This is a genomic window from Arthrobacter sp. AOP29-A2-19 (assembly GCF_058138025.1).
Genome location: NZ_CM176894.1, coordinates 863433 through 887857, shown reverse-complemented (window position 1 = coordinate 887857; position 24425 = coordinate 863433). Strand labels below are relative to the sequence as shown.

At 71.2% G+C, this 24425-nt stretch carries 20 protein-coding genes; 7 read left to right on the top strand and 13 right to left on the bottom strand.

Features of this window, described 5'->3' with window-relative positions:
• Position 1: 1 nt before the first annotated feature.
• Genes AC3ZJJ_RS04030 through AC3ZJJ_RS04020 form a run of 3 tightly spaced genes read right to left on the bottom strand, consistent with a single transcriptional unit; the run spans position 2 to position 7172 of the window.
• Positions 2 to 3460, bottom strand: a complete 3459-nt coding sequence (locus AC3ZJJ_RS04030; protein WP_489893973.1) for an ATP-dependent helicase — start codon at positions 3458 to 3460, stop codon at positions 2 to 4.
• Positions 3457 to 6774 (bottom strand): ATP-dependent helicase, encoded by a 3318-nt coding sequence (locus AC3ZJJ_RS04025; protein WP_489893972.1) that lies wholly within the window; start codon positions 6772 to 6774, stop codon positions 3457 to 3459. The genes AC3ZJJ_RS04030 and AC3ZJJ_RS04025 overlap by 4 nt, the downstream gene beginning before the upstream one ends.
• Positions 6774 to 7172: an MGMT family protein gene (locus AC3ZJJ_RS04020; RefSeq protein WP_489893971.1), complete on the bottom strand. Its 399-nt coding sequence runs from the start codon at positions 7170 to 7172 to the stop codon at positions 6774 to 6776. Before AC3ZJJ_RS04020 ends, AC3ZJJ_RS04025 begins: the two co-directional genes overlap by 1 nt.
• Before the next feature lie 91 nt (positions 7173 to 7263).
• Here AC3ZJJ_RS04020 and AC3ZJJ_RS04015 point away from each other — a divergent pair, with 91 nt between their 5' ends.
• From AC3ZJJ_RS04015 to AC3ZJJ_RS04000, 4 genes are all read left to right on the top strand, one after another.
• Entirely contained in the window at positions 7264 to 7974 is a 711-nt protein-coding gene (locus tag AC3ZJJ_RS04015) for a 3'-5' exonuclease (protein ID WP_489893970.1), read from the top strand.
• 217 nt (positions 7975 to 8191) lie between these two features.
• Positions 8192 to 9181 (top strand): methionine ABC transporter ATP-binding protein, encoded by a 990-nt coding sequence (locus tag AC3ZJJ_RS04010; RefSeq protein ID WP_489893969.1) that lies wholly within the window; start codon positions 8192 to 8194, stop codon positions 9179 to 9181.
• A gap of 2 nt (positions 9182 to 9183) precedes the next feature.
• Positions 9184 to 9864: a methionine ABC transporter permease gene (locus tag AC3ZJJ_RS04005; protein WP_489893968.1), complete on the top strand. Its 681-nt coding sequence runs from the start codon at positions 9184 to 9186 to the stop codon at positions 9862 to 9864.
• A 127-nt stretch (positions 9865 to 9991) separates the two neighbouring features.
• A complete protein-coding gene (locus AC3ZJJ_RS04000) occupies positions 9992 to 10837 on the top strand; it encodes a MetQ/NlpA family ABC transporter substrate-binding protein (protein WP_489893967.1) in 846 nt (281 codons plus the stop codon).
• 143 nt (positions 10838 to 10980) lie between these two features.
• Here the strand turns inward: AC3ZJJ_RS04000 and hemL are convergent, their stop codons facing one another.
• Genes hemL through hemE form a run of 8 tightly spaced genes read right to left on the bottom strand, consistent with a single transcriptional unit; the run spans position 10981 to position 19812 of the window.
• On the bottom strand, positions 10981 to 12291 hold the full coding sequence (hemL, locus tag AC3ZJJ_RS03995; RefSeq protein ID WP_489893966.1) for a glutamate-1-semialdehyde 2,1-aminomutase: 1311 nt from the start codon (positions 12289 to 12291) through the stop codon (positions 10981 to 10983).
• Between the two features lie 3 nt (positions 12292 to 12294).
• On the bottom strand, positions 12295 to 13278 hold the full coding sequence (gene hemB, locus AC3ZJJ_RS03990; RefSeq protein WP_489893965.1) for a porphobilinogen synthase: 984 nt from the start codon (positions 13276 to 13278) through the stop codon (positions 12295 to 12297).
• Positions 13275 to 14225, bottom strand: a complete 951-nt coding sequence (locus AC3ZJJ_RS03985; protein WP_489893964.1) for a uroporphyrinogen-III synthase — start codon at positions 14223 to 14225, stop codon at positions 13275 to 13277. The genes hemB and AC3ZJJ_RS03985 overlap by 4 nt, the downstream gene beginning before the upstream one ends.
• An 8-nt stretch (positions 14226 to 14233) precedes the next feature.
• The gene (gene hemC, locus AC3ZJJ_RS03980; RefSeq protein WP_489893963.1) at positions 14234 to 15205 is read right to left on the bottom strand and encodes a hydroxymethylbilane synthase; all 972 of its coding nucleotides are present in this window, start codon (positions 15203 to 15205) and stop codon (positions 14234 to 14236) included.
• A complete protein-coding gene (locus tag AC3ZJJ_RS03975) occupies positions 15202 to 16359 on the bottom strand; it encodes a ferrochelatase (protein WP_489895677.1) in 1158 nt (385 codons plus the stop codon). Before AC3ZJJ_RS03975 ends, hemC begins: the two co-directional genes overlap by 4 nt.
• 50 nt (positions 16360 to 16409) lie before the next feature.
• Positions 16410 to 17117 (bottom strand): hydrogen peroxide-dependent heme synthase, encoded by a 708-nt coding sequence (gene hemQ / locus AC3ZJJ_RS03970; protein WP_489893962.1) that lies wholly within the window; start codon positions 17115 to 17117, stop codon positions 16410 to 16412.
• Between the two features lie 45 nt (positions 17118 to 17162).
• Positions 17163 to 18683 carry a protoporphyrinogen oxidase gene (hemG, locus tag AC3ZJJ_RS03965; RefSeq protein WP_489893961.1) on the bottom strand — a complete coding sequence of 507 codons (1521 nt, stop codon included), beginning with the start codon at positions 18681 to 18683 and terminating at the stop codon, positions 17163 to 17165.
• 55 nt (positions 18684 to 18738) lie between these two features.
• Complete coding sequence (gene hemE / locus AC3ZJJ_RS03960) at positions 18739 to 19812, bottom strand: uroporphyrinogen decarboxylase (RefSeq protein WP_489893960.1); 1074 nt, start codon at positions 19810 to 19812, stop codon at positions 18739 to 18741.
• 138 nt (positions 19813 to 19950) lie between these two features.
• On the opposite strand from hemE, the gene AC3ZJJ_RS03955 reads away from it, so the two are divergent.
• Positions 19951 to 21318 (top strand): glutamyl-tRNA reductase, encoded by a 1368-nt coding sequence (locus tag AC3ZJJ_RS03955; RefSeq protein ID WP_489893959.1) that lies wholly within the window; start codon positions 19951 to 19953, stop codon positions 21316 to 21318.
• 84 nt (positions 21319 to 21402) lie between these two features.
• Here AC3ZJJ_RS03955 and moeB read toward each other — a convergent pair whose 3' ends face one another.
• Positions 21403 to 22584, bottom strand: a complete 1182-nt coding sequence (gene moeB, locus AC3ZJJ_RS03950; protein ID WP_489893958.1) for a molybdopterin-synthase adenylyltransferase MoeB — start codon at positions 22582 to 22584, stop codon at positions 21403 to 21405.
• 215 nt (positions 22585 to 22799) lie between these two features.
• On the opposite strand from moeB, the gene AC3ZJJ_RS03945 reads away from it, so the two are divergent.
• On the top strand, positions 22800 to 23381 hold the full coding sequence (locus AC3ZJJ_RS03945; protein ID WP_489895675.1) for a TetR/AcrR family transcriptional regulator: 582 nt from the start codon (positions 22800 to 22802) through the stop codon (positions 23379 to 23381).
• Between the two features lie 56 nt (positions 23382 to 23437).
• Positions 23438 to 23659 carry a DUF3107 domain-containing protein gene (locus AC3ZJJ_RS03940; RefSeq protein WP_489893957.1) on the top strand — a complete coding sequence of 74 codons (222 nt, stop codon included), beginning with the start codon at positions 23438 to 23440 and terminating at the stop codon, positions 23657 to 23659.
• A 75-nt stretch (positions 23660 to 23734) separates the two neighbouring features.
• Here AC3ZJJ_RS03940 and AC3ZJJ_RS03935 read toward each other — a convergent pair whose 3' ends face one another.
• Entirely contained in the window at positions 23735 to 24412 is a 678-nt protein-coding gene (locus tag AC3ZJJ_RS03935) for a ferritin-like fold-containing protein (RefSeq protein ID WP_489893956.1), read from the bottom strand.
• Positions 24413 to 24425: the final 13 nt, after the last annotated feature.

Here is a 24425-nt window from a genome sequence, read left to right as displayed (position 1 = left end):
GTCAGTCGGCCTGCCCCTCGGCCGGCCGGCCGAGGGCGTCCGTGATGAGCCGAACCAGCGCGGCCTCGTCGGCGAGGTCGTGCGGGCGGATGGTTCTTCCCTCGCCCACGTAGTAGAACGCCGCCTGGACCCGCTCGACTCCGATGCCCTGAAGGCGCGCCCAGCCGAGCCGGTACACCGCCAGCTGCAGTGACTTGATGGCCAGCTCCCGTCCGGACGGAACCCTCCCGGTCTTCCAATCGACCAGCGTCCAGAGCGTGGAACCGTCGGCGGCCCGCTCGCGGAACACGGCGTCGATCCTGCCGCGCACCGTGACCGGACCCACCGGCGTCTCCAGGGGCACCTCGACGAACGCCGGCTGACGTTCGGCCCATTCCGAGGCCAAGAAGGCGGCCTTCATTTCGTCCAGGCCGTACATGTCCTCGACGTAGGCGTCGGCCGCTCCCGGGAACTCGCCGAGGTCCAGCATCCCGGTGTTGCCGTAGTGTTCCTCGACCCAGGCATGGAAGGCCGTTCCCTTGCGCGCGGCGATGCCGGGCCGGCGCGGCACGGGGCGCCGCAACTGCCTCAGGACCGCCTCGGTGTCCGTGGCGAGCTCGACGAACAAGGACGCGCGCACATGTTTTGGCGCGGCCAGCGCATCGGGCTGCCCGTCCTCCCCCTCGTGGGCCCGCATCAGCAGGGTGGCCTCGTGGCGCCAGTCGCGGCCCGCTGGGGTCAGGGGCGCAGCGTCCGTCTCCGCCGACCGGCCGCCGGCGGTCAGGGAGTCCATGGCTGCTTCGACGGATGCGGCCGCGGCCTCCAGTGCCGCGCGGCGACCGGCCCGGATTGGCTCGGCGGTCTCTCCGCGGACCTTGGACGCGCCTTCAAGGGGATCGTAGGGCCAGAGTGCCTGGACTGGCTCCTCCCGGAACGGGTTCTCCCCCGGGGCGTGTTCGTCGTCCACCCACAGCGCGCGTGCCGCCGACGGGGTTGGACCCTCCACGAGCGGCAGGAGGTCGTTGAGGAACATCGACGGGGACGTCGGCTTCGACCTTGTGCCGGTCCAGACCGTTGCGGAGCAGATCAGCAGGTCGCGGGCCCGGGTCAGTGCGACGTAGGCCAGGCGCCGTTCCTCCGCCTCCCCATGGCCGATGACGCGGGAACGGAAGTCCTGCTCGGCCTCCAGCGCGTCGAAGAGGCTCGCCTGGTCGGTGTCCCACTGCGGCAGGTCGTGCCTGTCGCCCCGCAGCGGCCACGGCAGGGCGCTGTCCCCTGACGTCCAGCGCGAGTCGCGCGCGGTGGGGAACACCCCCTCGTTGAGGCCCGTGACCGCGACGACGTCCCACTCGAGTCCCTTGGAGGCATGGATGGTGAGGAGTTGCACCGCCTCCTCCGTCGCCTCCTGCTGGACGACCTCCAGCCCGCCCTCCTTGGCGGCGGCGGCGTCGAGCCAGGCCAGGAAACCCGGAAGGTCGGTGCGCAGCGCCGAATCGGCATATCCGGCCGCCACGTCGGCGAAGGCATCCAGGTGCCTGCGACCCGCGTGGATGCCCGTTCCGGGCTTCGACGCCACCTCTATGTCCAGCAGCAGGGCGCGCTCCACCTCGTGGACGAGGGTGGGCAGGCCGTCGTCCACGAAGGTGCGCAGGTGCCGGACCTCGCGCTGGAGCCGCGACAGGCGGTTGAGCGCCTCCTCGGTCAGGGACCGGCCGTCCTGGCTCGTCCACCCCGGCTGGGGCAGCCAGTCCAGGGCCTCGACCAGGCTCGCCGCGTCCGAAAGTTCCGATCGCGCCTCCGCCCGGTTCGCGTCGTCGGCCGTGTCGGGGGACTCCACGTCCAGCGGCCGCCGGTCCCGGATGGCCGTCTCCCGGCGCCGGGCCAGGAACCTGGACCAGTCCGCGAAGGCCATGAGGTCCGCGGGTCCAAGCCGCCAGCGCGCGCCGGCGAGGATTCTCAGGAGCGCGTCGGAGCGCGCCGGATCCACAAGAACCCTCAGCGTCGCGACCAGGTCGGTGATCTCGGGCATGCCCAGAAGCCCGCCGAGTCCCACGATCTCGTAGGGGATCCCCTGCTCGACCAGGGCTTCGGCGATGCCCGCCAGCTGGCCCCGTGTGCGGCACAGCACGGCCATCGTCGGCGCCCTGCCGTGCGCGGACCGGAAATCGTGGTGTTCGGCCAGCAGGCGGCGGGCCAGACCCGTCGCCTCGTCCGCGCTGGTGGCATGCCGGCTCAGCTCCACCCGCCCCGCACCCGCGAACGGGCTGGCCACAAGCGGCGGGACCTCGATGCGGCCGGCGTCTCGGTTGGGGTCGGTCTTGTTCAGCGCCGCCGAGACGGCGTTCGCGGCCTGGAGGACGTTCACTGAATTGCGCCAGGCAGTCGTGAGGAACGCGACGTCCGCCGGGCGCCGGGAACCGTCGCCGGCCACCCTGGGGAACTCCTGCGGAAAGCGGAACAGCTGGCCGGCGGAGGCACCCCGGAATCCGTAGATGGACTGGTTCGGATCCCCGACCGCCGTGATCGCGTGCCCGTCCCCGTAGAGGTTGGCGAACAGCACCATCTGCGCGTGCGACGTGTCTTGGAACTCGTCCAGCAGCACCACCTTGAAGCGCTCGCGCTCGGCCTCGCCCGCGGCGGGGACGGTGCGTGCGATGCGCGCGGCCAGAGCCACGAGGTCCCCGTAGTCCAAAACCCCGCGCTGCCGTTTGGCCTCGGCGTAGCGACCGGCCAGCTCGGCGACCGTCGATCGGGTCCGCAGCCTGTCCAGCAGGTCGCCGCCCTTCTGGGCACGTGCCGTGGTCTTGCCTTCGCGGTAGGGCAGCGCGTCGAGCCGCCCGATGAGTTCGTCGAGAAAAGAACGGGCCTCCGCGTGGTCCACAAGGTGTTCCGCGCATTCGCCGGCGAAGGTGACGACGGCGTCGATGAGGGTGGACTTCGACGCGGAAAGGTGGCCGTGGTCGCCGTCGTAGTCCTCGACGACCCCCGCCGCCAACTGCCACGCCTGGGCGCTGCCGAGCAGGGCGGTATCGCTCTCCACACCGATCCGCAGACCGTGGTCCTGCACCAGCGTGTTGGCGTACGAGTGGTAGGTCGAAACCGTCGGCTCCAGCGGGACCTCGCCGTCGTCGTCGGTGGCGGGCATCAGACCACTGGCGGCCAGCGTCGCCAGCTGCTGCCGGATCCGCTGGGCGAGTTCCCCGGCGGCCTTCCGCGTGAAGGTCACGCCGAGGATCTGGTCCGGGCGCACGTGCCCGTTGGCGACGAGCCAGACGACGCGATCCGCCATGGTGGCGGTCTTGCCGGAGCCCGCACCCGCGATCACCAGCATCGGGGAGAGCGGGGAACTGATGATTCGGGACTGCTCGGGAGTCGGCTGGTGCTGGCGGAGCAGGTCCGCCAGCTCCTCCGGCGTGTGTTTGCGCCCGGTTGCGGCGTCTCCGCTCGGCGCCCCGCCGCCGGACGTCGTGGATTCGCTCACGGCTCGGTCACCTGCCGTCCTTCGCTACAGAGCGGGCATACGGTCGGGAGACGGCAGGATGTGCCGGACCGCCCTCCCTTGCCGGGGTCGTGTCTGGCCAGGAAGTCGGAGGCCCCCATCAGGCCGGCGGCCTCAAGCACCATGGGCGTCGCCCAGTCGTCGCTCTCGACCGGCGGTTGGGCCTGCTCCCGCGGCGATTTGGTCGCGGTGCCGAGCTGGACCAGCGCCGCGCCCGCCGGGCTGGACGGAAGGCTGTCCCCCAGCGCTCCGGCAAGAACCGCGGCCTGGTAGCTGCCGAGCTGGGCATTCCTGGCCACGTCCTTGCCGGCCGGCTGGGACTTGCCCGTCTTGAGGTCGACGACGAAGGGACGGCCCTGCGCGTCCACCTCGACGCGGTCGATGACGCCGCGCAGCCTGGCGGTCTGCCCGCCGCCCTCGATGGCGACGTCGAAGTCGACCTCGCGGCCCACCAGCCGCCGCCCTTCCTGGCGCATCAGGAGTCCGTACTGGGCAAGCTTGCGCAGCATCGTTTCGGCGCGTTCGCGGTCGCGCGACGTCTCCCAGTTCGCCGGCAGATCCAACTCTGGCCAGCGGCGGTCGAGTTCGGCGCGGTACTGGTCTCCGGTCGCGTCGGGATGGTCCTCGGCGATCGCGTGGACGAGTGTGCCCAGGCTTCGCGCGAAATCCGTGGCGGCCTCCCCGCCCGCCGCCTGGACGAACCAGTTCAGCGGAGATTCAAGGGCAGCCTCGACGCGGGAGGGCGACACGCGCACCGCGTGCCCGTCGGGCGCCACGGGGGCGTCGGTGGTGGCCGGCAGAAGCCCCCACCAAGACGCCGGGGCGGCTCCCCGCACGGTCTTGCGGCTCGTGGCCAGCGTGGCAAGGACTGTGGCCGCGTCCCGCTGCTCGCCTGGCACACGGCCGCCCGACTCCGCGGTCTGGCGGAGCATTGCCACCAGCGAGCCCAGCGTCCTGGGCCGGGGCACCGCCGTCAGCGGCCTCGAACGCTCCCTGTCGGTCCACGGCAGCACCAGGTCCAGGAAACCCGAGGGCTGCTGGTTCTCCGACGCGACCGCGATGCAGACCAGCGCCTCCCTGGCACGCGAGCAGGCGCTGGCGAAAGTGCGCAGTTCGTCCGCCCTCACTGCCCTGAGCCGGGATGCCGCGTCGCGTTGTGCGAGGGCGCGCGGACCGTGCTCCACGACGTCGGCGAGGGCCCCGCTCCCCAGCAGCTCTCCGCGCAGCCGGGTGTTCGGCCAGGTGCCCTCCTGCAGGCCGGGCACAAGCACCAGGTCCCATTCCCGGCCGGCGGCGGCCGCGGGCGTGACCACTTCCACCGAGGGGCGCGTGCCCCCGCGTCCGGCCAAGGAATCCATGGGAAGCTCCTGTCCCAGAACGTGGTCCACGAATTGGCGGACCGTGGAACCGGGCAGCTGGTCCACGAAGCGCTCCGCCGCCTGGAACAGGGCGAGCACCGCGTCCAGGTCGGCGTCCGCGCGTGCCCCGGCGGACCCGCCGGACAGCGCAGCGTCGGTCCACCTCGAGGCCATGCCGGAGGCGTCCCACAACGCCCACAGCGCGGTCTCGGCGTTCGCCTCGGGCCGCGAGGCCTCCGCCTGGGCCGCCGCCAACATCCTGCCGAGCCGCTGGGCGCCCCGGCCCTCGCGGCCCAACGCCTCCAACAAGAGGAGGTCATTGAACATGTCGGCGAGCAGCTCGCTGCTGCCCCTCGAGCCACCCGCCAGCCGCTCCTCGCGGCGCAGCGCCTGACGGAGCCTCCGCACGTCCAGGGCGGTCGACAGCCCATAGCGGGACGTCAGCAGCGCCTCGACGGCGGGCGCATCCATTCCCGCTGGCGCGGGCGGCTCCGTCTCCTCGTCGGCGTAGTCGTCCGCGCCCGGACCATCGGCCAGCGCCAGCCGCAGCAGTTCCAGCAGCGGACGCACGGCCGGCTCGTCGCGCAGCGCGACGTCGGCCGGCGGGACGGTGACGGCGATGCCCTGTGCCCCCAGGTGCCGCGCCACCGTGCGGACCTGGCCGCCGTTGCGCACGATCACGACAATGCGCTCCAGCGGGCGGCCGCCCATCAGGTGCTCCTCGAGGATGCGCTGCGCAACAAGCCGAAGTTCGTGGATCGGGGATTCGACCAGGTGCACCTCGACGTTGCCGTCGGCGATCGGATCGGGCCGCCCCGGGGCAGCGCCCTGCGAATCGTCGGGCACGGCGTCGAGGCGCCTGCCGGCCGCCCCGGCGGCGAGCGGGATACGGCGGGCGATGCGACCCCAGGACCTGGCGATGTCCGGCGCCATGCGCAGGGACTGCGTCAGCTCGATGGCCACGGCGGGCCGCTCGGCGGAGCCGTAGAGGGAATCGAAGCGGCCGAGGAAGTCGGGACGTGCCCCGCGGAAGCCCTGGACGGTGTTGTCCGGGGCGGCGAAGGCCAGCAGGTCGGAGCCGGTGCACAGCGCCGACAGGAGTCGGTGTTGGGCGGGGTTGGCCTCCTGGAGGTCGTCGACGGCCACCAGTGCAAGGCGCGAGCGCTCGTCCGCCAGCAGGCCCGGGTTGGTGTAGAGCAGGTCCGCCGCGGCCGTGATGAGGCCCGCGGGGTCGAACGCCTCGGCGCTGCCGAGGTCCAGTAGGTCCCTGTACTCCTGGTAGAGCGAGGCGGCGGCTGCCCATTCGGGCTTGCCGCAGGTCGCGCCCAGCTCCTCCAGATCACCCGCCTCGAGGCCGTGTTCCGCGAGCCGGTCGAACAGTTCGCGGATCTCTTGGCGGAAGCCCCTGGTGGACACGGCCTCGCCCAAGGACGCCGGCCACAGCGGCCCGTCGGTGAGCCCCGCCTCGTGGCCCGCCAGGAGCTGTCCGATCAGCGTGTCCTGCTCGGGCCCCGAAAGCAGCCTCGGCGGCCGCTCCACGTATGGCAGATAGCCCTGCAGCCTGGCGCGCCGTATGAGGTCGAAGGCGTAGGCCGCCCAGGTTCTGACGGCCGGTTCGGAGAAGGTCTTGTCCGTTCGGGCGGACAGCTCGTCCCGCAGGCCCGCTGCCGCCGCCCGCGACGGTGCGACGACGAGAAGCGCCTCGGGAGGCAGCCCGTCGCGAAGGCGCCGTTCGACGGCGTCGAGCAGCGCCGTCGTCTTGCCGGTTCCCGGCGCTCCGAGCACCAGGACGGCGCCGTGCCCGGACGCGAGTTCCGCGATGCGCCGCTGTTGCTCGTTGCGGGCAGTGGGCTGCCCGGCGCGCGCCGCAACGGCGTCGGCGGAGGCGGGGCGGGCGGCGTCGGAGGGGGCGGCCTCTTGCTGGATCACGCCCTCCATTAGAGCAGTGGCCCCCGACGCTTTGGCTCCGCGACTCGCTGCCGCTCGCGGAGCCGCAAACGCTCGGCAAGCGCGTCGATCGCGGCGAAGTCCTCCTGCGTGGGCCGCCACCTCGCCTCGGGCATCGCCACGTGGCCGTTGCGCAGCGGCGTGCCCTCCTCGGCCCACCGCGCCGCGGCGTCCACGGCGAGGTCGGCCGGCAACGTGCCGTTGGACCGGACGACGCGCCACCACGGCACCGGGCGGCCCCCGTGCCCACCGCTGCGGGCCATCGCGGCGCCGACCTGCCGTGGGCCGCCCGCGCCGAGCAGCTCCGCGACGTCCCCGTAGCTGACGGCGCTGCCCCGGGCGACCAGGGAGGCAACTTCGAGGACGGCCTCGGCGTAGTCGGTGCGCATGTTCTCCAGCCTAGGGCGCGTCGGAGATCACTTGTCCACACGCCGCGGAGCGTCCGCCAAGTCGTCGGGACCCGACGGTAGCGTGGGCAACATGAGCAACTGGCATGAACTCCCCCGGGCGGCCTTCGACCTGGAAACCACGGGCAGGGATCCGCTCGAGGCGCGGATCGTCACGGCGTCCGTGGTCGTGGTGAACGGGCGGCAGGAAATCATCAACCACCGCGAGTGGCTGGTCAACCCCGGCATCGTGATCCCGGAGGAGGCGGCAGCCATCCACGGGGTGAGCACCGCCCAGGCCATCGCCGAGGGCATGGATCCGGCACAGGCCACGGCCGAGATCGCGGCACACCTGCGCAACCTCTTCCAGACCATGCCCGTCCTCGCGTTCAACGCCAGCTACGACTTCACCGTGCTGGCGCGGGAGTGCGCGCGCCACGGCGTGCGGCCCGTCGAGCCCACCCCGGTGGTGGATCCCTTCATCATCGACAAGCACGTGGACAGGTACCGCCGCGGAAAACGCACCCTGACGGCCATGTGCGAGTTCTACGGCATCCCACTCCACAACGCCCACACCTCGGTCGCCGACGCCGCCGCCACCATCGCCGTGGCCCACGCCCAGGTCAGCAAGTACGCCGATCAGCTTCAGGTGGACCCGCTGGAACTCCACGCGGCACAGGTCGGTTGGGCCGCCGAACAGGCGGCGAGCCTCCAGGACTTCTTCCGGCGGAAGGACCCGACGGCCGAGGTGGACGGATCGTGGCCCATGAGGGCAGTGGAGGCCCACAGCGTCGCTGTGGGCTAAACCACGGTGCTTCGGGGCAACAAACACCGCCGGAGCACCGCATGGCGACGCGTCGGTCGTTCGATGCCGAAGCCCTCTACCCGCGAAATCTTCGATCCACACAGCCATCCGCGGGCCAAGAGTGGGTAAAGACGGAATATGACGTAGGTTGGCGTCCATTTGTTCGGCAGTGGTTAGATGTGGGGTAAGGTTTTCCGCCCCAGCTCTCGAGGTTCACTTGATCACTGTCACCGACCTGCGCAAGGTGTATCGCCAGGGAGACCGCGCCGTCGTCGCCCTCGACGGCGTGACGCTCAGCGTCCCCAAAGGCTCAGTCCACGGCATCATCGGCCACTCCGGCGCAGGCAAGTCAACGCTGGTGCGTTGCCTGACGCTCTTGGACCGCCCCACGTCTGGATCGGTGGCCATCGATGGCAAGGAACTCTCGAACGTTGGCGACCGCGACCTTCGCTCAGCCCGACGACGCATCGGCATGGTCTTTCAGCACGCGAACCTTATGGACTCGCGCACGACGGCACAGAACGTCGCCTTTCCGCTCGAGCTCGTCGGCACGCCGAAGCAGCGCGTCCAAGAGCGTGTCGCGGAGCTCCTGAAGCTCGTGGGCCTCGGCGACTTCGCCGATGCCTACCCGTCCCAACTCAGCGGCGGCCAGAAGCAGCGCGTGGGGATCGCCCGCGCGCTCGCCACGGACCCAGACGTCCTGCTCTGCGACGAGCCGACGTCGGCCCTGGACCCGCGCACCACGGACGAGATCCTGGACCTCATCAAGGCCGTCCGTGACCGCCTTCAGCTGACGGTCCTGATCATCACGCACGAGATGCACGTGGTGAAGCGCGCCTGCGACTCGGTCTCGCTGCTGGAGGCCGGACGCATCGTCGAACACGGCGGCCTGGCCGAGGTCGTCTCGCGCCTGGACGGGCGGCTCTCCGCGGCCCTGCTCCCGCTTCCGGGCGACATTCCCGACGATCTCCCGGCCGGGACGGTGCTGGAGCTTCTGTACTCGGGAGAGCAGGCAGTGGAGCCCGTGATCTCCGGCATCGCCCGCCGCTTCAACACCGACGTCAACGTCCTCGCCGGTTCCGTCGAGTCGCTGGGCGGCGCGCAGTTCGCCCACCTCCGGATCCACCTTCCGGTCGGCAGCGATATCGCCGCCATCACCGACCACCTCAAGACCAGCGGCATCGCCGTTTCCTCGAAGGAGGCCTGACCGTGGACTTCTTCAATGAACTCTTCAGCAACCCGGCGATCACCCGGGCCATTCCCGAAGCCACCTTGGAGACACTCCAGATGGTCGGCATTTCCGGATTCTTCACCCTGCTGGTCGGGCTTCCCCTGGGCATCGTGCTGCAGGCGACGTCGCGCGGCGGCCTGACCCCGATCCGCTGGCTCAGCTTCTTCCTGTCGGGCATCGTCGTCAACATCACCAGGTCGATCCCCTTCGCCATCCTGATGCTGTCCCTCATCCCGCTGTCCGTGCTCATCACCGGCAGCTCGCTCGGCCCGATCTCCGCCTCGGTGCCGCTGACCATCGGCACGATCCCGTTCTTCGCAAGGTTGGTCGAGACCGCGCTGCGCGACGTGAACACCGGAAAGGTGGACGCGTCCCTCGTGATGGGTTCCACCAAGATGCAGGTCGTGCGCAAGGTCCTGGTGCCCGAGGCCATGCCCGGGCTCGTCGCGGCGCTGACCACCACCCTCGTGACCCTCGTCGGATACTCGGCGATGGCCGGGCTCGTCGGCGGCGACGGACTGGGACGCCTGGCCTACAACTACGGCTTCCAACGCTTCGAATTCGAGGTCATGATTGTGATTCTCGTGGTGATGGTCGTCTTGGTCCAACTGATCCAGATTGTCGGCGACCTCGTCGCGCGGCGCGTCGACCACCGCTAACTGTCCCCGGCGACACCCACAGGCAACCGCCGCCCCGTGCGGCGTGCACGCAGCCAGTAGCCGCTAGCTGTGAACACCACCGGCACCGTTCCCGACGGCCCGGTCAACAAGAGAAGGAACGCAGACCATGCGTAAGAAAATCGCACTTGCCCTGACCGGCACCGCCACGTTGTTCGCCCTCGCGGCCTGCGGCGGCGGAAACAGCGCCGCCCCCAGCGCCGATGCCACCCTCGATCCGGCCAGCCCGACCGTGGTCAAGGTCGGCGCCAGCCCGGTTCCGCACGCGAAGATCCTTGAGTTCGTGGACGAGAACCTCGCCAAGGAAGCCGGGATCGACCTGGAGATCCAAGAGATCGACGACTTCCAGACCCCCAACACCGCGCTCGACGAGGGCACCCTGGACGCCAACTACTACCAGCACCTTCCGTGGTTCGAGGACCAGGTCGAGACCAAGGGCTACGAGTTCGAGCACGGCGAGGGTGTCCACATTGAACCGTTCGCCGCGTTCTCGGACAAGTACGACGACGCCTCGGCCGTGCCGGACGGCGCCAAGGTTGTGCTGACCAACGACCCCGCAAACCAGCTGCGCGCCCTGAAGGTGCTCGAATCCGCCGGCCTCCTGTCCAACGTCGCCGACGATTCGGCCGTGCTGACGCTGACCGACGAGCAGAACCCCAAGAAGCTGGAGTTCTCCGAGGTTCCTCCGGAGCAGGCCGTTCAGGTGTTCAAGCAGGATCCGTCCTTCGACATCGCCATGATCAACGGCAACTTCATCCTGCAGGCCGGCCTCAAGAGCGCCGACGCCCTGGCTGTGGAGTCCGTCGAGAACAACCCGTACGCCAACTTCCTTGCCTGGCGCGCGGGCGAGGAAACGGCCGCGATCACGAAGCTGGACGAGCTCCTCCACAGCGAAGAGGTCGCCGAGTACATCGAGAAGACCTGGCCCGACGGCGACGTCATCCCCGCCTTCTAGTCGGGGAGAACGCCGGTCCGCAGACGGCAAACAGAAGGGGGCGGTTGCCCGGAACCCAGGTTCCGGGCACCGCCCCCTTTCTCGCGCCAGCCCCGCCCCCACCGCGGCCTTGCGCGCCGGGCCGTGGTTTAGCGGGCCGTGGTTTAGCGGGCCGTGGCGGCGGCTGCCGCGCGGGCGGCCGCGGGCAGGGCGTCGTACACCTGGTTCATGGCCGCGTCGTCGTGCGCGGCGGAAAGGAACCAGGCCTCGAAGACACTTGGCGGCAGGTAGACGCCGGACTCCAGCATCGAGTGGAAGAACGGCGCGAAGCGGAACGCCTCCTGCGCCTGCGCCTGCGCGTAGTTGTGGACGCCGTCCGCGGACGTGCCGAAGGCGATCGAGAACAGGTTCCCGGCACGCTGGACGGAGTGGTCCACACCCTCCGCGTCGAGCGCGGAGGAGACCGCCGCCGAGAGCTGGAGGCTGGTCGCGTCCACCTTCGCGTAGACGTCCCTGGTGGCGTGCGTCAGGGTCGCGACGCCGGCGGCCATGGCGACGGGGTTTCCCGAGAGAGTGCCCGCCTGGTACACGGGACCGGTCGGCGCGAGATAGTCCATGACCTCCGCCCGCCCGCCGAGCGCGGCGGTCGGCAGCCCCCCGCCGATGACCTTTCCGAACGTGAAGAGGTCCGGCGTCCACCCCTCGTTGTGGCCGGTGAGGCCCCAGTAGCCGGCGTAGCCGGTGCGGAACCCGGTGAGCACCTCGTCGAAGATCAACAGGGCGCCGTGCGCCGTCGTTGTGCGGGACAGGAAGGCGTTGAAGCCCTCGGCCGGCTCGACGACGCCCATGTTCGCCGGCGCGGCCTCCGTGATGACGGCCGCGATCCTCTCGCCGTGCTCAGCGAAGGCCGCCTCGACGGCTGCCGGATCGTTGTAGGGCAGGACCAGCGTCTCGGCCGCGGTGGCGGCCGTGACCCCGGCGGAGCCCGGAAGCGCCAGCGTGGCCAGGCCCGATCCGGCGGCGGCGAGCAGCCCGTCCAGGTGGCCGTGGTAGCACCCGGCGAACTTGATGATGAGGTCGCGGCCCGTGTAGCCCCGCGCCAGCCGCACGGCGGTCATCGTCGCCTCGGTGCCCGTGGAGACCATTCGGATCCGCTCGACGCCGGGGACGCGCTCCATCACGAGCTCCGCCAGGCGGCCCTCGTCCGGCGTGGACGCGCCGAAAGAGAGACCGTGGTCGACGGCGGCATGGACGGCAGCAAGGACCTCGGGGTGGGCGTGCCCCAGCAGCGCTGGGCCCCAGGAGCAGACGAGGTCCACGTAGCGGCGCCCGTCCGCGTCGGTGAGGTGCGGCCCGTGGGCGTCCACCATAAAGCGCGGGGTGCCGCCCACGGAGCCGAACGCTCGGACCGGCGAGTTCACGCCGCCCGGCATCAGCTTCTGGGCGCGGTCGAAGAGTTCCTGCGATGAGGCCATGGTCTACTTTCCTTCTTTCAGCCAGCCGGCGAGTTCGGCGGCCCAGTAAGTCAGGACGGTGTCCGCCCCTGCCCGGCGGATGCCGAGGACGGATTCGGTGATGGCGGCGCGGCGGTCGATCCAGCCGTTGGCGGCCGCGGCCTCGATCATCGCGTACTCGCCGGAGATCTGGTAGGCGGACACCGGGACCGGGGACATGGCGGCGACGTCCGCGAGGATGTCCAGGTAGCTCATGGCCGGCTTGACCATCACCATGTCCGCGCCCTCGGCGAGATCCAGCTCCACCTCGATCATGGCCTCGCGCCGGTTGGCGGCATCCATCTGGTAGGTGCGGCGGTCGCCCGTCAGCTGCGAGTCGACCGCCTCGCGGAACGGCCCGTAGAAGGCCGAGGCGTACTTGGCCGCGTAGGCGAGGACCGCGGCGTCCACGTGGCCAGCCGCGTCCAGTGCCTGGCGGATCACGGCGACCTGGCCGTCCATCATGCCGGACGGGCCCAGCACGTGGGCGCCGGCCTCCGCCTGCGCCACGGCCATCTCAGCGTAGATCTCCAGCGTCGCGTCGTTGTCGACCCGGCCACGGTCATCGAGCACTCCGCAGTGGCCGTGGTCCGTGAACTCGTCGAGGCAGACGTCGCCCATGACCACCAGCTCGTCGCCGACCTCGGCGCGCACGTCGCGGATCGCCTTGTTGAGGACGCCGTCGGGATCCAGGCCGGCGCTGCCCGTGGCGTCGCGGGTCTCGGGAATCCCGAACAGCATGATGCCGCCGAGTCCGAGTTCGGCGGCCTCTGCGGCGGCACGCCTCAGCGTGTCGGTGGTGTGTTGGACAACGCCCGGCATGGACGTGATGGGGTTGGGCTCGCCGATGCCCTCGCGGATGAAGGCGGGAAGGATCAGCTGGTCCGCGGACAGCCGGGTCTCGGCGACGAGGCGGCGCAGCGCGGGTGTGGTGCGCAGGCGGCGCGGACGGCGATGGGGAAAGCTCACATCGGCTCCTTTTCGAAGGTGGTGGTCGTGGCGGGTGGGGGGCCGGAGGGGGAAGCGGCGGCGTGGAGTGCGGACTCCCAAGCGTCGCACAGTCCCCGCGGTGTCGGCAGCGCGGCAGTCGCCGCGACGGACAGTCCGAGGCGCCGGGCCTCGGCGGCGGTGCTGTGGCCGATGGCGACGACGGCGACGGCGGGGTGTGGCGCGGGGGCCAGCCCGTGGAAGCGGCGGGCGATGCTGGGCGAGGTGAGGAACACCGCGCCGATGCCGGTGGCCGGGCCATCGCCCGTCGGGGAGCCCGCGCCGCCCGCCGCCCCGCGCGCGCCCCCCGGCCCAGCCAGAAGCTCGGCGAGGCGCTGCGGCGTGACGCTGGGCGCCGCCTCCCCCGCCGCGCCCGGCAGCCTTTCGCCGACCCGCCGGGCGGGGTCCGCCGGGGCGTCGACCGTACGGTAGGCGGCCACCGTGACGGTGGTCCAGCCGCGGGCGGCGAGCCCCGCCTCGAGCGTGGGCGCCGCGATGTCCGCCTGTGGCAGGTACACGGATCCCGGCGCCTCCGACGGCCATGCCGCAAGGATCCCCACGGCCGAGTGGTCCTGCGCCGGGACCAGGTCCACGGTGATGCCGACGGACTCGGCGGCGGTCCGGGTCGCATCCCCCACGGCCGCCACCCTCGTGGACTCGGGCACCGCGAGGGGAACGCCCAGCGCACGGCACCGCTGGACGAGCGCCTCCACAGTGGTTCGGCTGGTCAGCACCATCCAGGCGAACCCGCCGTCGAGCAGCCGGCCGACCGAACGGTCCAGCGCCGAGGTGTCGTCGGGCAGCTCGAAGTCGATCAGCGGGCAGACGATGCCCGTGGCGCCGCGCGACGCCAGCTCGGCAAGGATGCCGCCGGCCCGCCCGGGGCCGCGCAGGACCGCCGCCGTCCGGCCCTCCAGCGGGCCGCGCATCTCCATCCTCAGCCCAGGTCCGCGAGTTCCGCGGCGCCCAGCCCCAGAAGTTCGTCGGCGAGGTCGCTCCCCAAGGCAAACGCCTCGTCGAGGGCGAGCCCGGTACTTGCCAGGCTCCGCCGGATCATCCGGGACCCGTCGGTGCTGCAGACGGCCGCCTCCAGGACCAGGGAGTCGCCGTCGATGCGGGCGAGCGCGCCGATCGGGGCGCTGCACCCGGCCTCGAGCCGCGCCAGCAGTCCGCGCTCGGCCGTGACGGCAAGCCTGGACGTCCCGTGGTCGAGCGAGGCGAGCGCCGCCGCCAGGGTCCCCTCGGAGGCCGTCTCCGGCCGGGATTCCACGGCGAGCGCGCCCTGTCCCGGCGCGGGAAGCATCACGGAGGGGTCCAGGTACTCGGTGACGTGGCCCTCCAGCCCCAGGCGCCGGAGGCCGGCCGCCGCCAGAACGACGGCGTCGAGGTCGCCGAGTCTGCCCCGGCCCACCCCGCCGTCGTCCTCGGGGCGGAACAACCCCGCCACCCGTCCCAGGCGGGTGCCGACGTTGCCGCGAATGTCCACGACGACCAGGTCCGGCCGCGCCGCGCGCAACTGGGCTGCACGGCGCGGGGAACCGGTGCCCACGCTCGCTCCGGCGGGCAGGTCCGCGAGGGTGAGGCCGTCCCGCGCGCACAGGGCGTCTCGCACGTCCACGCGTTCGGGCACGGCTGCGATGACCAGCCCCTGTGGCTGCTTGCTGGGCAGGTCCTTGAGCGAGTGGACGGCGACGTCGCATTCGCCGTTGAGCAGCGCCATGCGCAGGGCCGCGGCGAAGACCCCGGTGCCGCCGAGTTGGGACAACGGACCGGCCGTCACGTCCCCCTCGGTCTTGATCCGCACGATCTCGTAGTCGGGAGCACCGGCGGAAGCGAGCGCCTCGGCGACCGTGGTCGTTTGGGTGACGGCCAGCGCGCTTCCGCGGGTGCCCACCACAAATCCGGTCATGACCGCGGCACTCCTACCTCGGAGTCGACGGCGGCGATCGTGGGTTTGACGGTGCCGTCGCGCATGGTCTTGGAGCAGCAGTTCGGGCGGCACACGTCGAACCAGGGGCCGAGGTCCGCCGCGGACGCGCGGCCGGGCAGCAGGGGCCGACCGTCCGTGCCGGGGAGGCGCTCGGACAACATGTCCACGATTCCCTCCACGTACTTGCGGTGCGTTCCCGGCGTGGGGACGCGGTGGAAGACCAGCCCGAGCTCGGCGCAGGTCTCCCGGGCCTCGGTGTCCAGGTCCCAGAGGACCTCCATGTGGTCGCTGACGAATCCGATGGGGACGACCAGCACCCCGCGCGTCCCGCCCGCGGAGTATTCGGCGAGGGCGTCGTTGATGTCGGGCTCGAGCCACGGCACGTGCGGTCCGCCGGAGCGCGACTGGAACACCAGCGAGGTCTCCAGGCCCCGCGCCTCCGGCACGCGTTCGACGATGGCCCGGCCCACGGCGAGGTGCTGCGCCGAGTAGACGTCGGTCTCGAGCGTGGCGGCCAGATCGCGCGGGCCGGCGGCCTCGGCGTCGGTGGTCGGGATGGAGTGGGTGACGAAGACGATGCGCACCTCGGCGCCGTCCTCACCCGCCTCGGCCAGGCGGGAGCGCACGTCGGCGATGCCGGCCGCCACGCCCTCCACGAAGGGCTCGACGAACCCCGGGTGGTCGAAGTACTGGCGCACCTTGTCCACCTCGAGCTTCCCCTCCAGGCGGGTCTCGCGCAGGGCGACGCCGAGGTCCTCGCGGTACTGGCGGCAGCTGGAGTAGCAGGAGTAGGCGCTGGTGGTGAACATCAGGACGCGCTGGTGCCCGGCGTCGTACATCTCGCGCAGCGTGTCCGGGACGAACGGCGCCCAGTTGCGGTTGCCCCAATAGACGGGCAGGGCGATCCCCCGCGCCTCGAATTCGGCCTCGATGGCCGCCTTGAGGGCGCGGTTCTGGGCGTTGATCGGGCTGACGCCTCCGTTGGCGCGGTAGTGCGTCGCAACCTCTTCGAGGCGCTCGTCGGGGATGCCGCGCCCGCGTGTGACGTTCCGCAGGAACGGGATGACATCCTCCTGGCCCTCGGGTCCACCGAAGGACGCAAGCAGGACGGCGTCGTACGGCTTGGGGTCCATGCGGCCGTCGGCGTCGTATCCCTCGCGCGGGTCGAAGATCAGCTGGGCGCTCACCGGAGCACCTCGGCGATCCCGGCCGCGTCGATCCGGCGGCCGGTGTAGAACGGGACTTCCTCGCGGACATGCAGGCGCGCCTCGGAGTAGCGAAGGTGGCGCATCATGTCCACGAGGTCGATCAGCTCCGGCGCCTCGAGGCAGATCATCCACTCGAAGTCGTTGAGCGCGAACGAGGCTACGGTGTTGGCAAGCACCTGGGGGAAGTCGCGTCCCAGGACGCCGTGGTCGCGCAGCATCTTGCCGCGGTCCTTCGGGTCCAAAAGGTACCAGTCGTAGGAGCGCACGAACGGGTAGACCGTCATCCAGGTGCTGGGCTCCTTGCCGCGTGCGAACGCCGGCGAGTGGTCCTTGGCGAACTCCGCCTCGCGGTGCACGCCCATGGAGGACCATGCGATCGAGGTCTCGGCGAAGAGGAAGCTGCGGCGGATCTTGCGCACAGCCTCCTGCAGGTCCTCGGCCGCCGGCCCGTGCAGCCAGACCATCACGTCGGCGTCGTCCCTCATGGCGGAGACGTCGTAGGCCCCGCGCAGGGTGACGCCGTCGGCGGCGAGCTCGGCGACGAGCGCGTCGAACGCGGCCACGCCCTCCGAGCGGTCGAGGTCGGAGTCTCGCTTGAACACGGTCCAGAGCGTGAAGTACAGCGTGTCTCCCTCGCGCTCGCGGTCGGCGAGCACGGGGCTGTTGTAGGGGTTCTCGCTCATGGCGGCCTCTTTCTCTACGGGGATCGTTGGGTGTCGGGGGGCGGCTCAGCTGGCGGAGATGCCGATCCGGTTGCGGGTGTCCTGGACGATGGCGGCAAGTCCGGTGCCCGCGAGCCAGGCGCCGACCACGTCGATGCCTGCGACCGCGGCGAGGTCGCCACGGAACGCGGCGACCCTGTCGCGGTGGCCCGTGGTCGCGAACGGCAGCGCCCCGCCGTAGCGCACCACGTCCCAGCCCAGCACGTCGGTGTCCTGGAGGTCCACCCCCAGCAACTCGCGGGCGTCCAGGACCGCGGCGTGGCGGAGTTCCTCGTCGGACGAGTCGGCGACGCGCGAGGTCCTCTCTGAGACCCGGCCGTAGGACAGGCGCAGCACGTGTGTGCCGGGGCCGGCCTCCTCGGCGAGCCACGCCCACTTGGACGTCGCGTGCGTGATGGCCTTCGCGCCGACCGCGGCCGCGCCGGGGGCGACCAGCATGCCGGTCCCCCGCGGGGCCTCGTCGAGCTCGGGCTTGTCGACGACGAGCGTGACGAGCGATACTCCCGCGCCCTCCTGCGGGCGGTGCCGGGCCACACCCGCCGCCAGCGGCGCCAGCAGGTCGACGGCGGTGGGTCCGGTTGTGGCGACGACGATCCGGTCCGCCTCGATGCGGCGCGGTTCCGCGTCCTTGGCGCCGCGGACGGTGACGGCCCAGGGGCTCGTGGGTTCGCCGGTCCGGGCAGCGGTCTCCGCGGCGCCGGCGTGCTCGATGGCGGCCACAGGCGTGTCCGCGTGCAGCACGGCACCCCGCTCGCGCAGGTCCTGGACCAGGGCGGAGACCAGTCGGTGCATTCCGCCGGAGAGCCCCGCCACGGCCGATCCCGCGGGGGCGGCGGAGCGGATCGACGCGGCGGCGCGGGCCAGCGAGCCGTGCTTGACGACGGCTGCACGGAGCCCCGGGGCCACGGTGTCCACGTCGAGGGTGTCGGGATCGGCGGAGTGGACCCCGGAGACGACGGGGGCGACCAGCGTGTCCAGCACGGCGCGGCCCATCCGCGCGCGGACCAGTTCGCCGATGCTCAGCGGCTCCTCGGCGACTTGGCGCGACACCGGCATCGCCAGGTCCGCCGCGGCGCGCAGGGACGCCGCCGCCCCGATGGCCCGCTTAACGTCCTCGGCCGCGGGGTCGCCGGGGATGCCAAGGATGCCGGTCTGCGGCATGGGCAGCGCGGCCCCCTTGTGGCCGGTCCCGCGCTCCACATACAGCCAGGCGCCGCCGGGACAAGGCAGGACGATGTCCTCCCCGAGTCCCAACTCGGCGAGCAGGTCCGCCACGGCGGTGTTCCGGGTGGCGAAGGATTCGGCGCCGGCGTCCAGGACCAACCCGGCGACCGTGTGCGGGGCGACGCAACCGCCGAAGGCGCCGGTCGCCTCGAAGACCTCCACCGCGTGCCCGGAGATGGCGAGCTCGCGCGCGGCCACCAGCCCGGACACGCCACCTCCGACGACGACGGCCCTAACCGGCGCGGGCACGGGGATTCCGTCCCCGTCTGCGCGGTGCGCGTGGCGTTCGTTCCGGTGTGGCATCGGTGTCCTTCCCTGCGTGGTCCTGCCCTGTGGCGGATGGTTGACGGTGGCCCGGCTACGGTCGGGTTGCCGGGGCGATCGAGTGCACGAGGTCCACGACCCGGGTGAGGACCTCGGGGTCCGTCTCCGGCGGCACGCCGTGGCCGAGGTTCACCACGTGGGCCGGCGCGGCCTCCCCGGCCTTCAGCACATCCCGGACATGCGCCTCGAGGACGTCCCACGGTGCCGGGAGCAACGCGGGGTCGATGTTGCCCTGCAGCGGGACGGATCCGCCGAGGCGGCGGTTGGCCTCGTCGAGCGGCAGGCGGTAGTCGACGCCAACCACGTCGACCCCGACGTCGCGCATCGCGGGCAGGAGTTCCGAGGTCCCCGTGCCGAAGTGCACCAGTGGGGCGCCGAGGTCGCGGACGTGGTCGAGCGCGCGGGTCGACGCCGGCGCCACGTGCCGCTCGTAGTCGGCGAGGCCGAGGCTGCCGGCCCAGGAGTCGAAGAGCTGACCGGCGCTGGCACCGGCCTCGAGCTGCGCGCGCAGGAACTGGCCGGAGGCGTCGGCCGCCCAGTCCGCCAGGGCCTGCCATGTCTCCGGTTCGGCGTGCATCATGGTCCGGGGCCCCAGGTGGTCGCGGGACGGGCGTCCCTCGACCATGTAGGCGGCCAAGGTGAAGGGCGCGCCGGCGAAGCCGATCAGCGGGGTTGATCCAAGCGCGTCCACTGTCATGCCGACCGCTTCGCGGATCGGATCGAGCGCCGACGACTCGAGCCTCGGCAGGGCGGCGACGTCGGCGGCCGTGCGCACGGGCTGGCCCAGGACCGGTCCGACGCCGGGGACGATGTCAACGTCGATGCCCGCAAGCTTGAGGGGGATGACGATGTCGGAGAAGAAGATGGCGGCGTCGACGTCGTGCCGGCGGACGGGCTGAAGGGTGATCTCGGAGGCCAGTTCGGGCCGAAGACACGAATCCAGCATCGGGATGCCTTCGCGCAGGGTTCGGTATTCCGGCAGCGATCTTCCTGCCTGGCGCATGAACCACACGGGGCGCCGGCTGGGCACTCCGCCGCGGTATGCGGTGATCAGAGGGGATTCGGCAGTTCGGCCATCCTGCAGCGGATGGCTTGCGCTCAACGTCATGGCATTGATTCTGCCAACTTGGCCTCGATAACAGCTAATCCCCGACCGCCGCCACGGCCCAAAGGTGGGATAGGACACTCACATGTGCGCTATTTGCGCGCGTTTTGGAGCGGAAGGGGGCGGTAGGATGGATCCACTGTGGTTTTCGTATCGCTTGTCGCCTCCCATTCGGATATCGACCTCGAGACCGTCGCCCGGCTGAGTGCCGGCGCCTCCGGGGTCGCCTCAGCCGTGCTCGACGGCACCACCCCGGTTTCGGGCGCCGTGGTGTTGGCGACCTGCAACCGGTACGAGGTTTACTGCGAGGCTCCGTCCGAGCAGGATGTCGAGGCGGCCCGCTCCGCGGTCATCTCCCAGATCGCCGACGCCTCCGGCCTCGCCGAACAGCACGTGTCCTCCGCCCTCGCCACCAAGACCGGCCAGGATGCCGTCGACCACCTCTTCGCGGTCGGGGCCGGGCTGGACTCGGCCGTCATCGGCGAACGCGAGATCGCCGGACAGGTCCGCAGGGCGCTGATCGAGGCCCAGCACGGCGGCACCGCCTCGGGCTCGCTGGTCCGGCTGTTCCAGACGGCCTCGCGCACCGCGAAGGACGTCGGTACGCGGACGGCCCTGGGCGGGCGCGGACTTTCGATCGTTTCCGTCGCCCTCGACCTGGCCGCGGACATCGCCGCCGACGCCTCGTGGTCCTCCAAATCGGTCGTCGTCTTCGGCACGGGCGCCTACGCGGGGGCCACCATGGCACTGCTGAAGGAGCGCGGCGCCACCAACATCTCCGTCTACTCCGCGTCGGGACGGGCCGAGGCGTTCGTCGCCACCCGTGGCGGTACCGCCCTGGACGAGTCGTCGACGGCGGCCGCGCTCGCTGAGGCCGACGTCCTCATCGGCTGCAGCGGCGGCGGACGCCGCATCACCGCCGCCGACTTGGCCGGCTTGGAGCGTGGCGGGCGCCAACTTGTGGCGATCGATCTGGCCCTGACCCGCGACTTCGACCAGTCCGTCGAGGACCTGGACGGGGTTGAGCTCATCACACTGGAGTCCGTTCGCATGGCGGCCCCGGCCGAGCAGGCCCAGGCGCTGCGCGAGGCCCGGACAATCGTCAGCGACGCCGCCAGGGAGTTTGTGAACGACCAGATGGAGCGTTCCGCCGACGCCGCCATCGTCGCGTTGCGCCGGCACACCCAGCGGGTCTTGGAGACCGAGGTGGGGAAGGTGCGCGCGCAGCACGGCTGCACGGCCGCCGCCGAGGAGGTGGAGTTCGCCATGCGCCGGATGATGCGCCAACTGCTTCATGCCCCCACGGTGCGGGCCCGCGAGCTCGCGTCCGAGGGCCGGCACGCGGAGGTCGAGGCGGCCCTGGAGACCTTGTTCGGCATCTCGGTCGGCGCTCCTGCCGCCGGTGTGTCGCGGGAAGCCATCCCACCGGCCGGACCCGCGGAGCCGCGCACGGACGTGTGCCCGGTCGGCGAGCCTGCCGTCCGCGCCTCGGTGCGCAACGCCGGCTAGCGGACACGCCCGCCGGGGACCCGGTCGGCCAGAAACGACGTCGACCGGGGGCACAGCCGCCCGTCGACCTGCCCGCCCGGCGACTCAGTACACCGGCTTGCCGGGCTCAACCTCGTCGATCCACGCCAGGATGCCCCCGGCCAGATGCCGCGCGTCGCCGTAGCCCCGCTCCAGCAGGTGACCCAGCACCTCTCCGGACCGGGCCCCGGACTTGCAGTGCAGAACCAGTGGGACGTCCCGGGGCAACTCGATGTCGCCGCCGAGAACCTGTCCCCGCGGCGCGAGTTCCGCACCGTCGATGGACACGATCTCCGCCTCTCCCGGCTCGCGCACATCGATCAGCCTGAAGTCCGCCCCGCCCTCGGCGCGTGCGGCGAGCATGGCCTCGAGTTCTCGGGCCCCGACCGTGGGCAGTTCGCGTTGCGACGCCTGCGACGGCATGCCGCAGAACGCGGGGTAGTCCTCCAGCAGCTCGGCCGGCTGGACGGTCTCGGGGTCGGGCCTGAGCCGGATCTCCTGCCAGGTCATGGCCAGCGAGTCCAGGATCAGCACCCTCCCGAGCAGGGGCTCCCCCATCCCGGTGACAAGCTTGATCGCCTCGGCCACCATCACGGAGCCGATCTGGGCGCAGAGGACGCCGAAGACCCCGCCCTCTGCGCAGGAAGGTACGGTGCCGGCCGGCGGCGCCTCCGGGTACAGGTCCCGGTACGTGGGCCCGTGTCCGCCCCAGAAGACGCTGACCTGCCCGTCGAAGCGCAGGATCGAGCCCCAAACATAGGGAATCCCCACGATGGCGGCCGCGTCGTTGACCAGGTAGCGGGTGGCGAAGTTGTCCGTTCCGTCGAGGACCAGATCGTAGCCTGAGAAGATCTCCAGGGCGTTTCCCGCGTCCAGCCGTTCCTGGTGCAGGACCACCGAGACGAGCGGATTGAGGTCGAAGATGGATTCGCGGGCAGATTCGGCCTTGGACTTGCCGAGGTCCGACATGGCGTGGATCACCTGCCGCTGCAGGTTGGATTCGTCGACGGTGTCGTCGTCCACGATCCCCAGGGTCCCGATTCCGGCGGCCGCAAGGTACAGGAGCGCGGGCGACCCGAGGCCGCCCGCCCCCACCACCAGAATGCGGGCGTTCTTCAGGCGGCGCTGGCCGTCCATCCCCACCTCCGGAATGATGAGGTGGCGCGAGTACCGGCGCAGCTCGGCGGCCGTAAGTTCCGGTCCGCGGTCAACGAGCGGGGCTCCGGGCCCCCGGCGTGCGGTGTCCATGGGCCAACTCTAGTCCGCCGCCACTTGTCGGGAGAGCTGCGCGCGGCGGTTTTCGTCCCTCGCCCGCGCTAAGTTCGTCCCTCGCCCGCGCTAAGGGCGGAACGCTCGTTACCCCGGCGTAGAATAACGTGACTCAGTCCGTCCGGCACCGTTGGCGGCCCGGCGAAAGGCAGGAAGTGGAACGCATCCCAGAGCGTGCGCCGAAGACCCAGCGTATGCCCCGCGAGCAACGCCGCAAGCAATTGCTGCGGGCCGCGCACCAGGTCTTTGTCGCGAATGGCTACCACGGCGCCTCCATGGACGAGATCGCCGACGTGGCCATGGTCAGCAAGCCCGTGCTCTACCAGCACTTTCCGGGCAAGCGCGAGCTGTACATGGCCCTGCTCGACGCTCACTTGGCGGACCTGACCGAACTGGTGCTCGCGGCCATTTCCTCCACAACGGACAACAAGCAGCGCGTGCAGGCGACCATCCGCGCCTACTTCGAGTTCATTGCGCACGACAGCCAGGCACATCGCATGGTGTTCGAGTCCGACCTGATGAACGACCCGGAGGTCAGCGCCCGGCTGGAGGGCTTCAACGCGAAGTTCGCGTCCGCGGTCGCCGACGTCATCGCCGAGGACACCAAGCTGCCGCGTCCGCAGGCCCTCCTGCTGGGGCGGGGACTCGCCGGCATGGCCCAGGTATCGGCCCGCTATTGGCTCGAGCTCGAGGAGGACGTGGACCTCGACGACGCCGCCGAGCTGGTCTCCCGTTTAGCTTGGCGCGGAATCGGTCGGTTCCCCAAGGAATCCTGAAGTAGATTCGTAGCTGACACAGTCGAACGCTTGCCTGCCTAAGAAGGAGCCGCCCCATGGACGTGCGCATTGGAATCCAGAACGTCGCCCGTGAAGTACTCGTCGAATCCTCGGATTCGGCGGCCAAGGTCTCGGAACAGGTGACCAAGGCCATCCACTCCGGGAACGAACTGCAGCTGACCGACATCAAGGGCCGCGTGGTCATTATTCCATCCGCGTCGATCGGCTACGTCGAAATCGGCGCCGAGGAGCAGCGCCGCGTCGGCTTCGCCCACTAGCGACCACACAGACGTCGGGCAACGCCGCCGCCCGGACCCGCTCCCCTCAGGGGGCCGGTCCGGGCGGCGGCCCGTTTAAGCCGTCAGCCCCAGGTCGCTCATGCGGCGCGAATGGTTCTCGACGAGCCTGGCGAAGAGCCGGGCGACAGCCGCCTCGGGCGCGGTGTCCGCGGGCAGGAGAAATTCCCAGAAATCGTGCTCGTCCCCTATTCGGTGCGCCTGCGTCAACACCTCGCCCAGCAACCGCCGCCCCCACAGCGCCAGACGGGAGGACAGCCGGGGATCCTCGCGCAGCGACTCGTTCAGCCTCTCGCGCAGCCAGCGGGTCTGGTTGTCGGTGGACTGGACCTCGGAGACCAGCACGCGCGCATCGGCGTCGAGCGCGGCGGCGATCGCCTGGTAGAAATCGCCGGAGACCGAATCGATGACGTAGGCCTTCATCAGCGACTCGAACCAGTCCCCCGGCCGGGTCCGCTCGTGAAGGGCATCGATCGACGCCACGAACGGTTCCATGGCCGCGTGGACGTCCCCGCCGCCCGCCTCGATGCGTTCGCGCACCAACTCGTAGTGGCCGAACTCGGCCACCGCCAACCGTGCCAGCGCGTCCCGGTCCGCGAGCGTCGGGGAGAACCGCGCGTCGGAGGACAGGCGTTCGAAAGCCGTCAATTCCCGGTAGGCCATCATGCCGTAGAGGGCCGATTCGAAGCGCTCGCGGGTGGCCTCGTCGAGGAGGGGCAGGGGCTGCTCGGTCATCCCCCAACCCTAC

Coding starts and splice junctions, on each gene's coding strand:
- AC3ZJJ_RS04025 (WP_489893972.1), bottom strand. CDS start 6,774: ATGGAGGGCGTGATCCAGCAAGAGGCCGCCCCCTCCGACGCCGCCCGC.
- AC3ZJJ_RS04020 (WP_489893971.1), bottom strand. CDS start 7,172: ATGCGCACCGACTACGCCGAGGCCGTCCTCGAAGTTGCCTCCCTGGTC.
- AC3ZJJ_RS04015 (WP_489893970.1), top strand. CDS start 7,264: ATGAGCAACTGGCATGAACTCCCCCGGGCGGCCTTCGACCTGGAAACC.
- AC3ZJJ_RS04000 (WP_489893967.1), top strand. CDS start 9,992: ATGCGTAAGAAAATCGCACTTGCCCTGACCGGCACCGCCACGTTGTTC.
- hemL (WP_489893966.1), bottom strand. CDS start 12,291: ATGGCCTCATCGCAGGAACTCTTCGACCGCGCCCAGAAGCTGATGCCG.
- AC3ZJJ_RS03985 (WP_489893964.1), bottom strand. CDS start 14,225: ATGCGCGGCCCGCTGGAGGGCCGGACGGCGGCGGTCCTGCGCGGCCCC.
- hemC (WP_489893963.1), bottom strand. CDS start 15,205: ATGACCGGATTTGTGGTGGGCACCCGCGGAAGCGCGCTGGCCGTCACC.
- AC3ZJJ_RS03975 (WP_489895677.1), bottom strand. CDS start 16,359: ATGGACCCCAAGCCGTACGACGCCGTCCTGCTTGCGTCCTTCGGTGGA.
- hemQ (WP_489893962.1), bottom strand. CDS start 17,117: ATGAGCGAGAACCCCTACAACAGCCCCGTGCTCGCCGACCGCGAGCGC.
- hemG (WP_489893961.1), bottom strand. CDS start 18,683: ATGCCACACCGGAACGAACGCCACGCGCACCGCGCAGACGGGGACGGA.
- hemE (WP_489893960.1), bottom strand. CDS start 19,812: ATGACGTTGAGCGCAAGCCATCCGCTGCAGGATGGCCGAACTGCCGAA.
- moeB (WP_489893958.1), bottom strand. CDS start 22,584: ATGGACACCGCACGCCGGGGGCCCGGAGCCCCGCTCGTTGACCGCGGA.
- AC3ZJJ_RS03945 (WP_489895675.1), top strand. CDS start 22,800: ATGCCCCGCGAGCAACGCCGCAAGCAATTGCTGCGGGCCGCGCACCAG.
- AC3ZJJ_RS03940 (WP_489893957.1), top strand. CDS start 23,438: ATGGACGTGCGCATTGGAATCCAGAACGTCGCCCGTGAAGTACTCGTC.
- AC3ZJJ_RS03935 (WP_489893956.1), bottom strand. CDS start 24,412: ATGACCGAGCAGCCCCTGCCCCTCCTCGACGAGGCCACCCGCGAGCGC.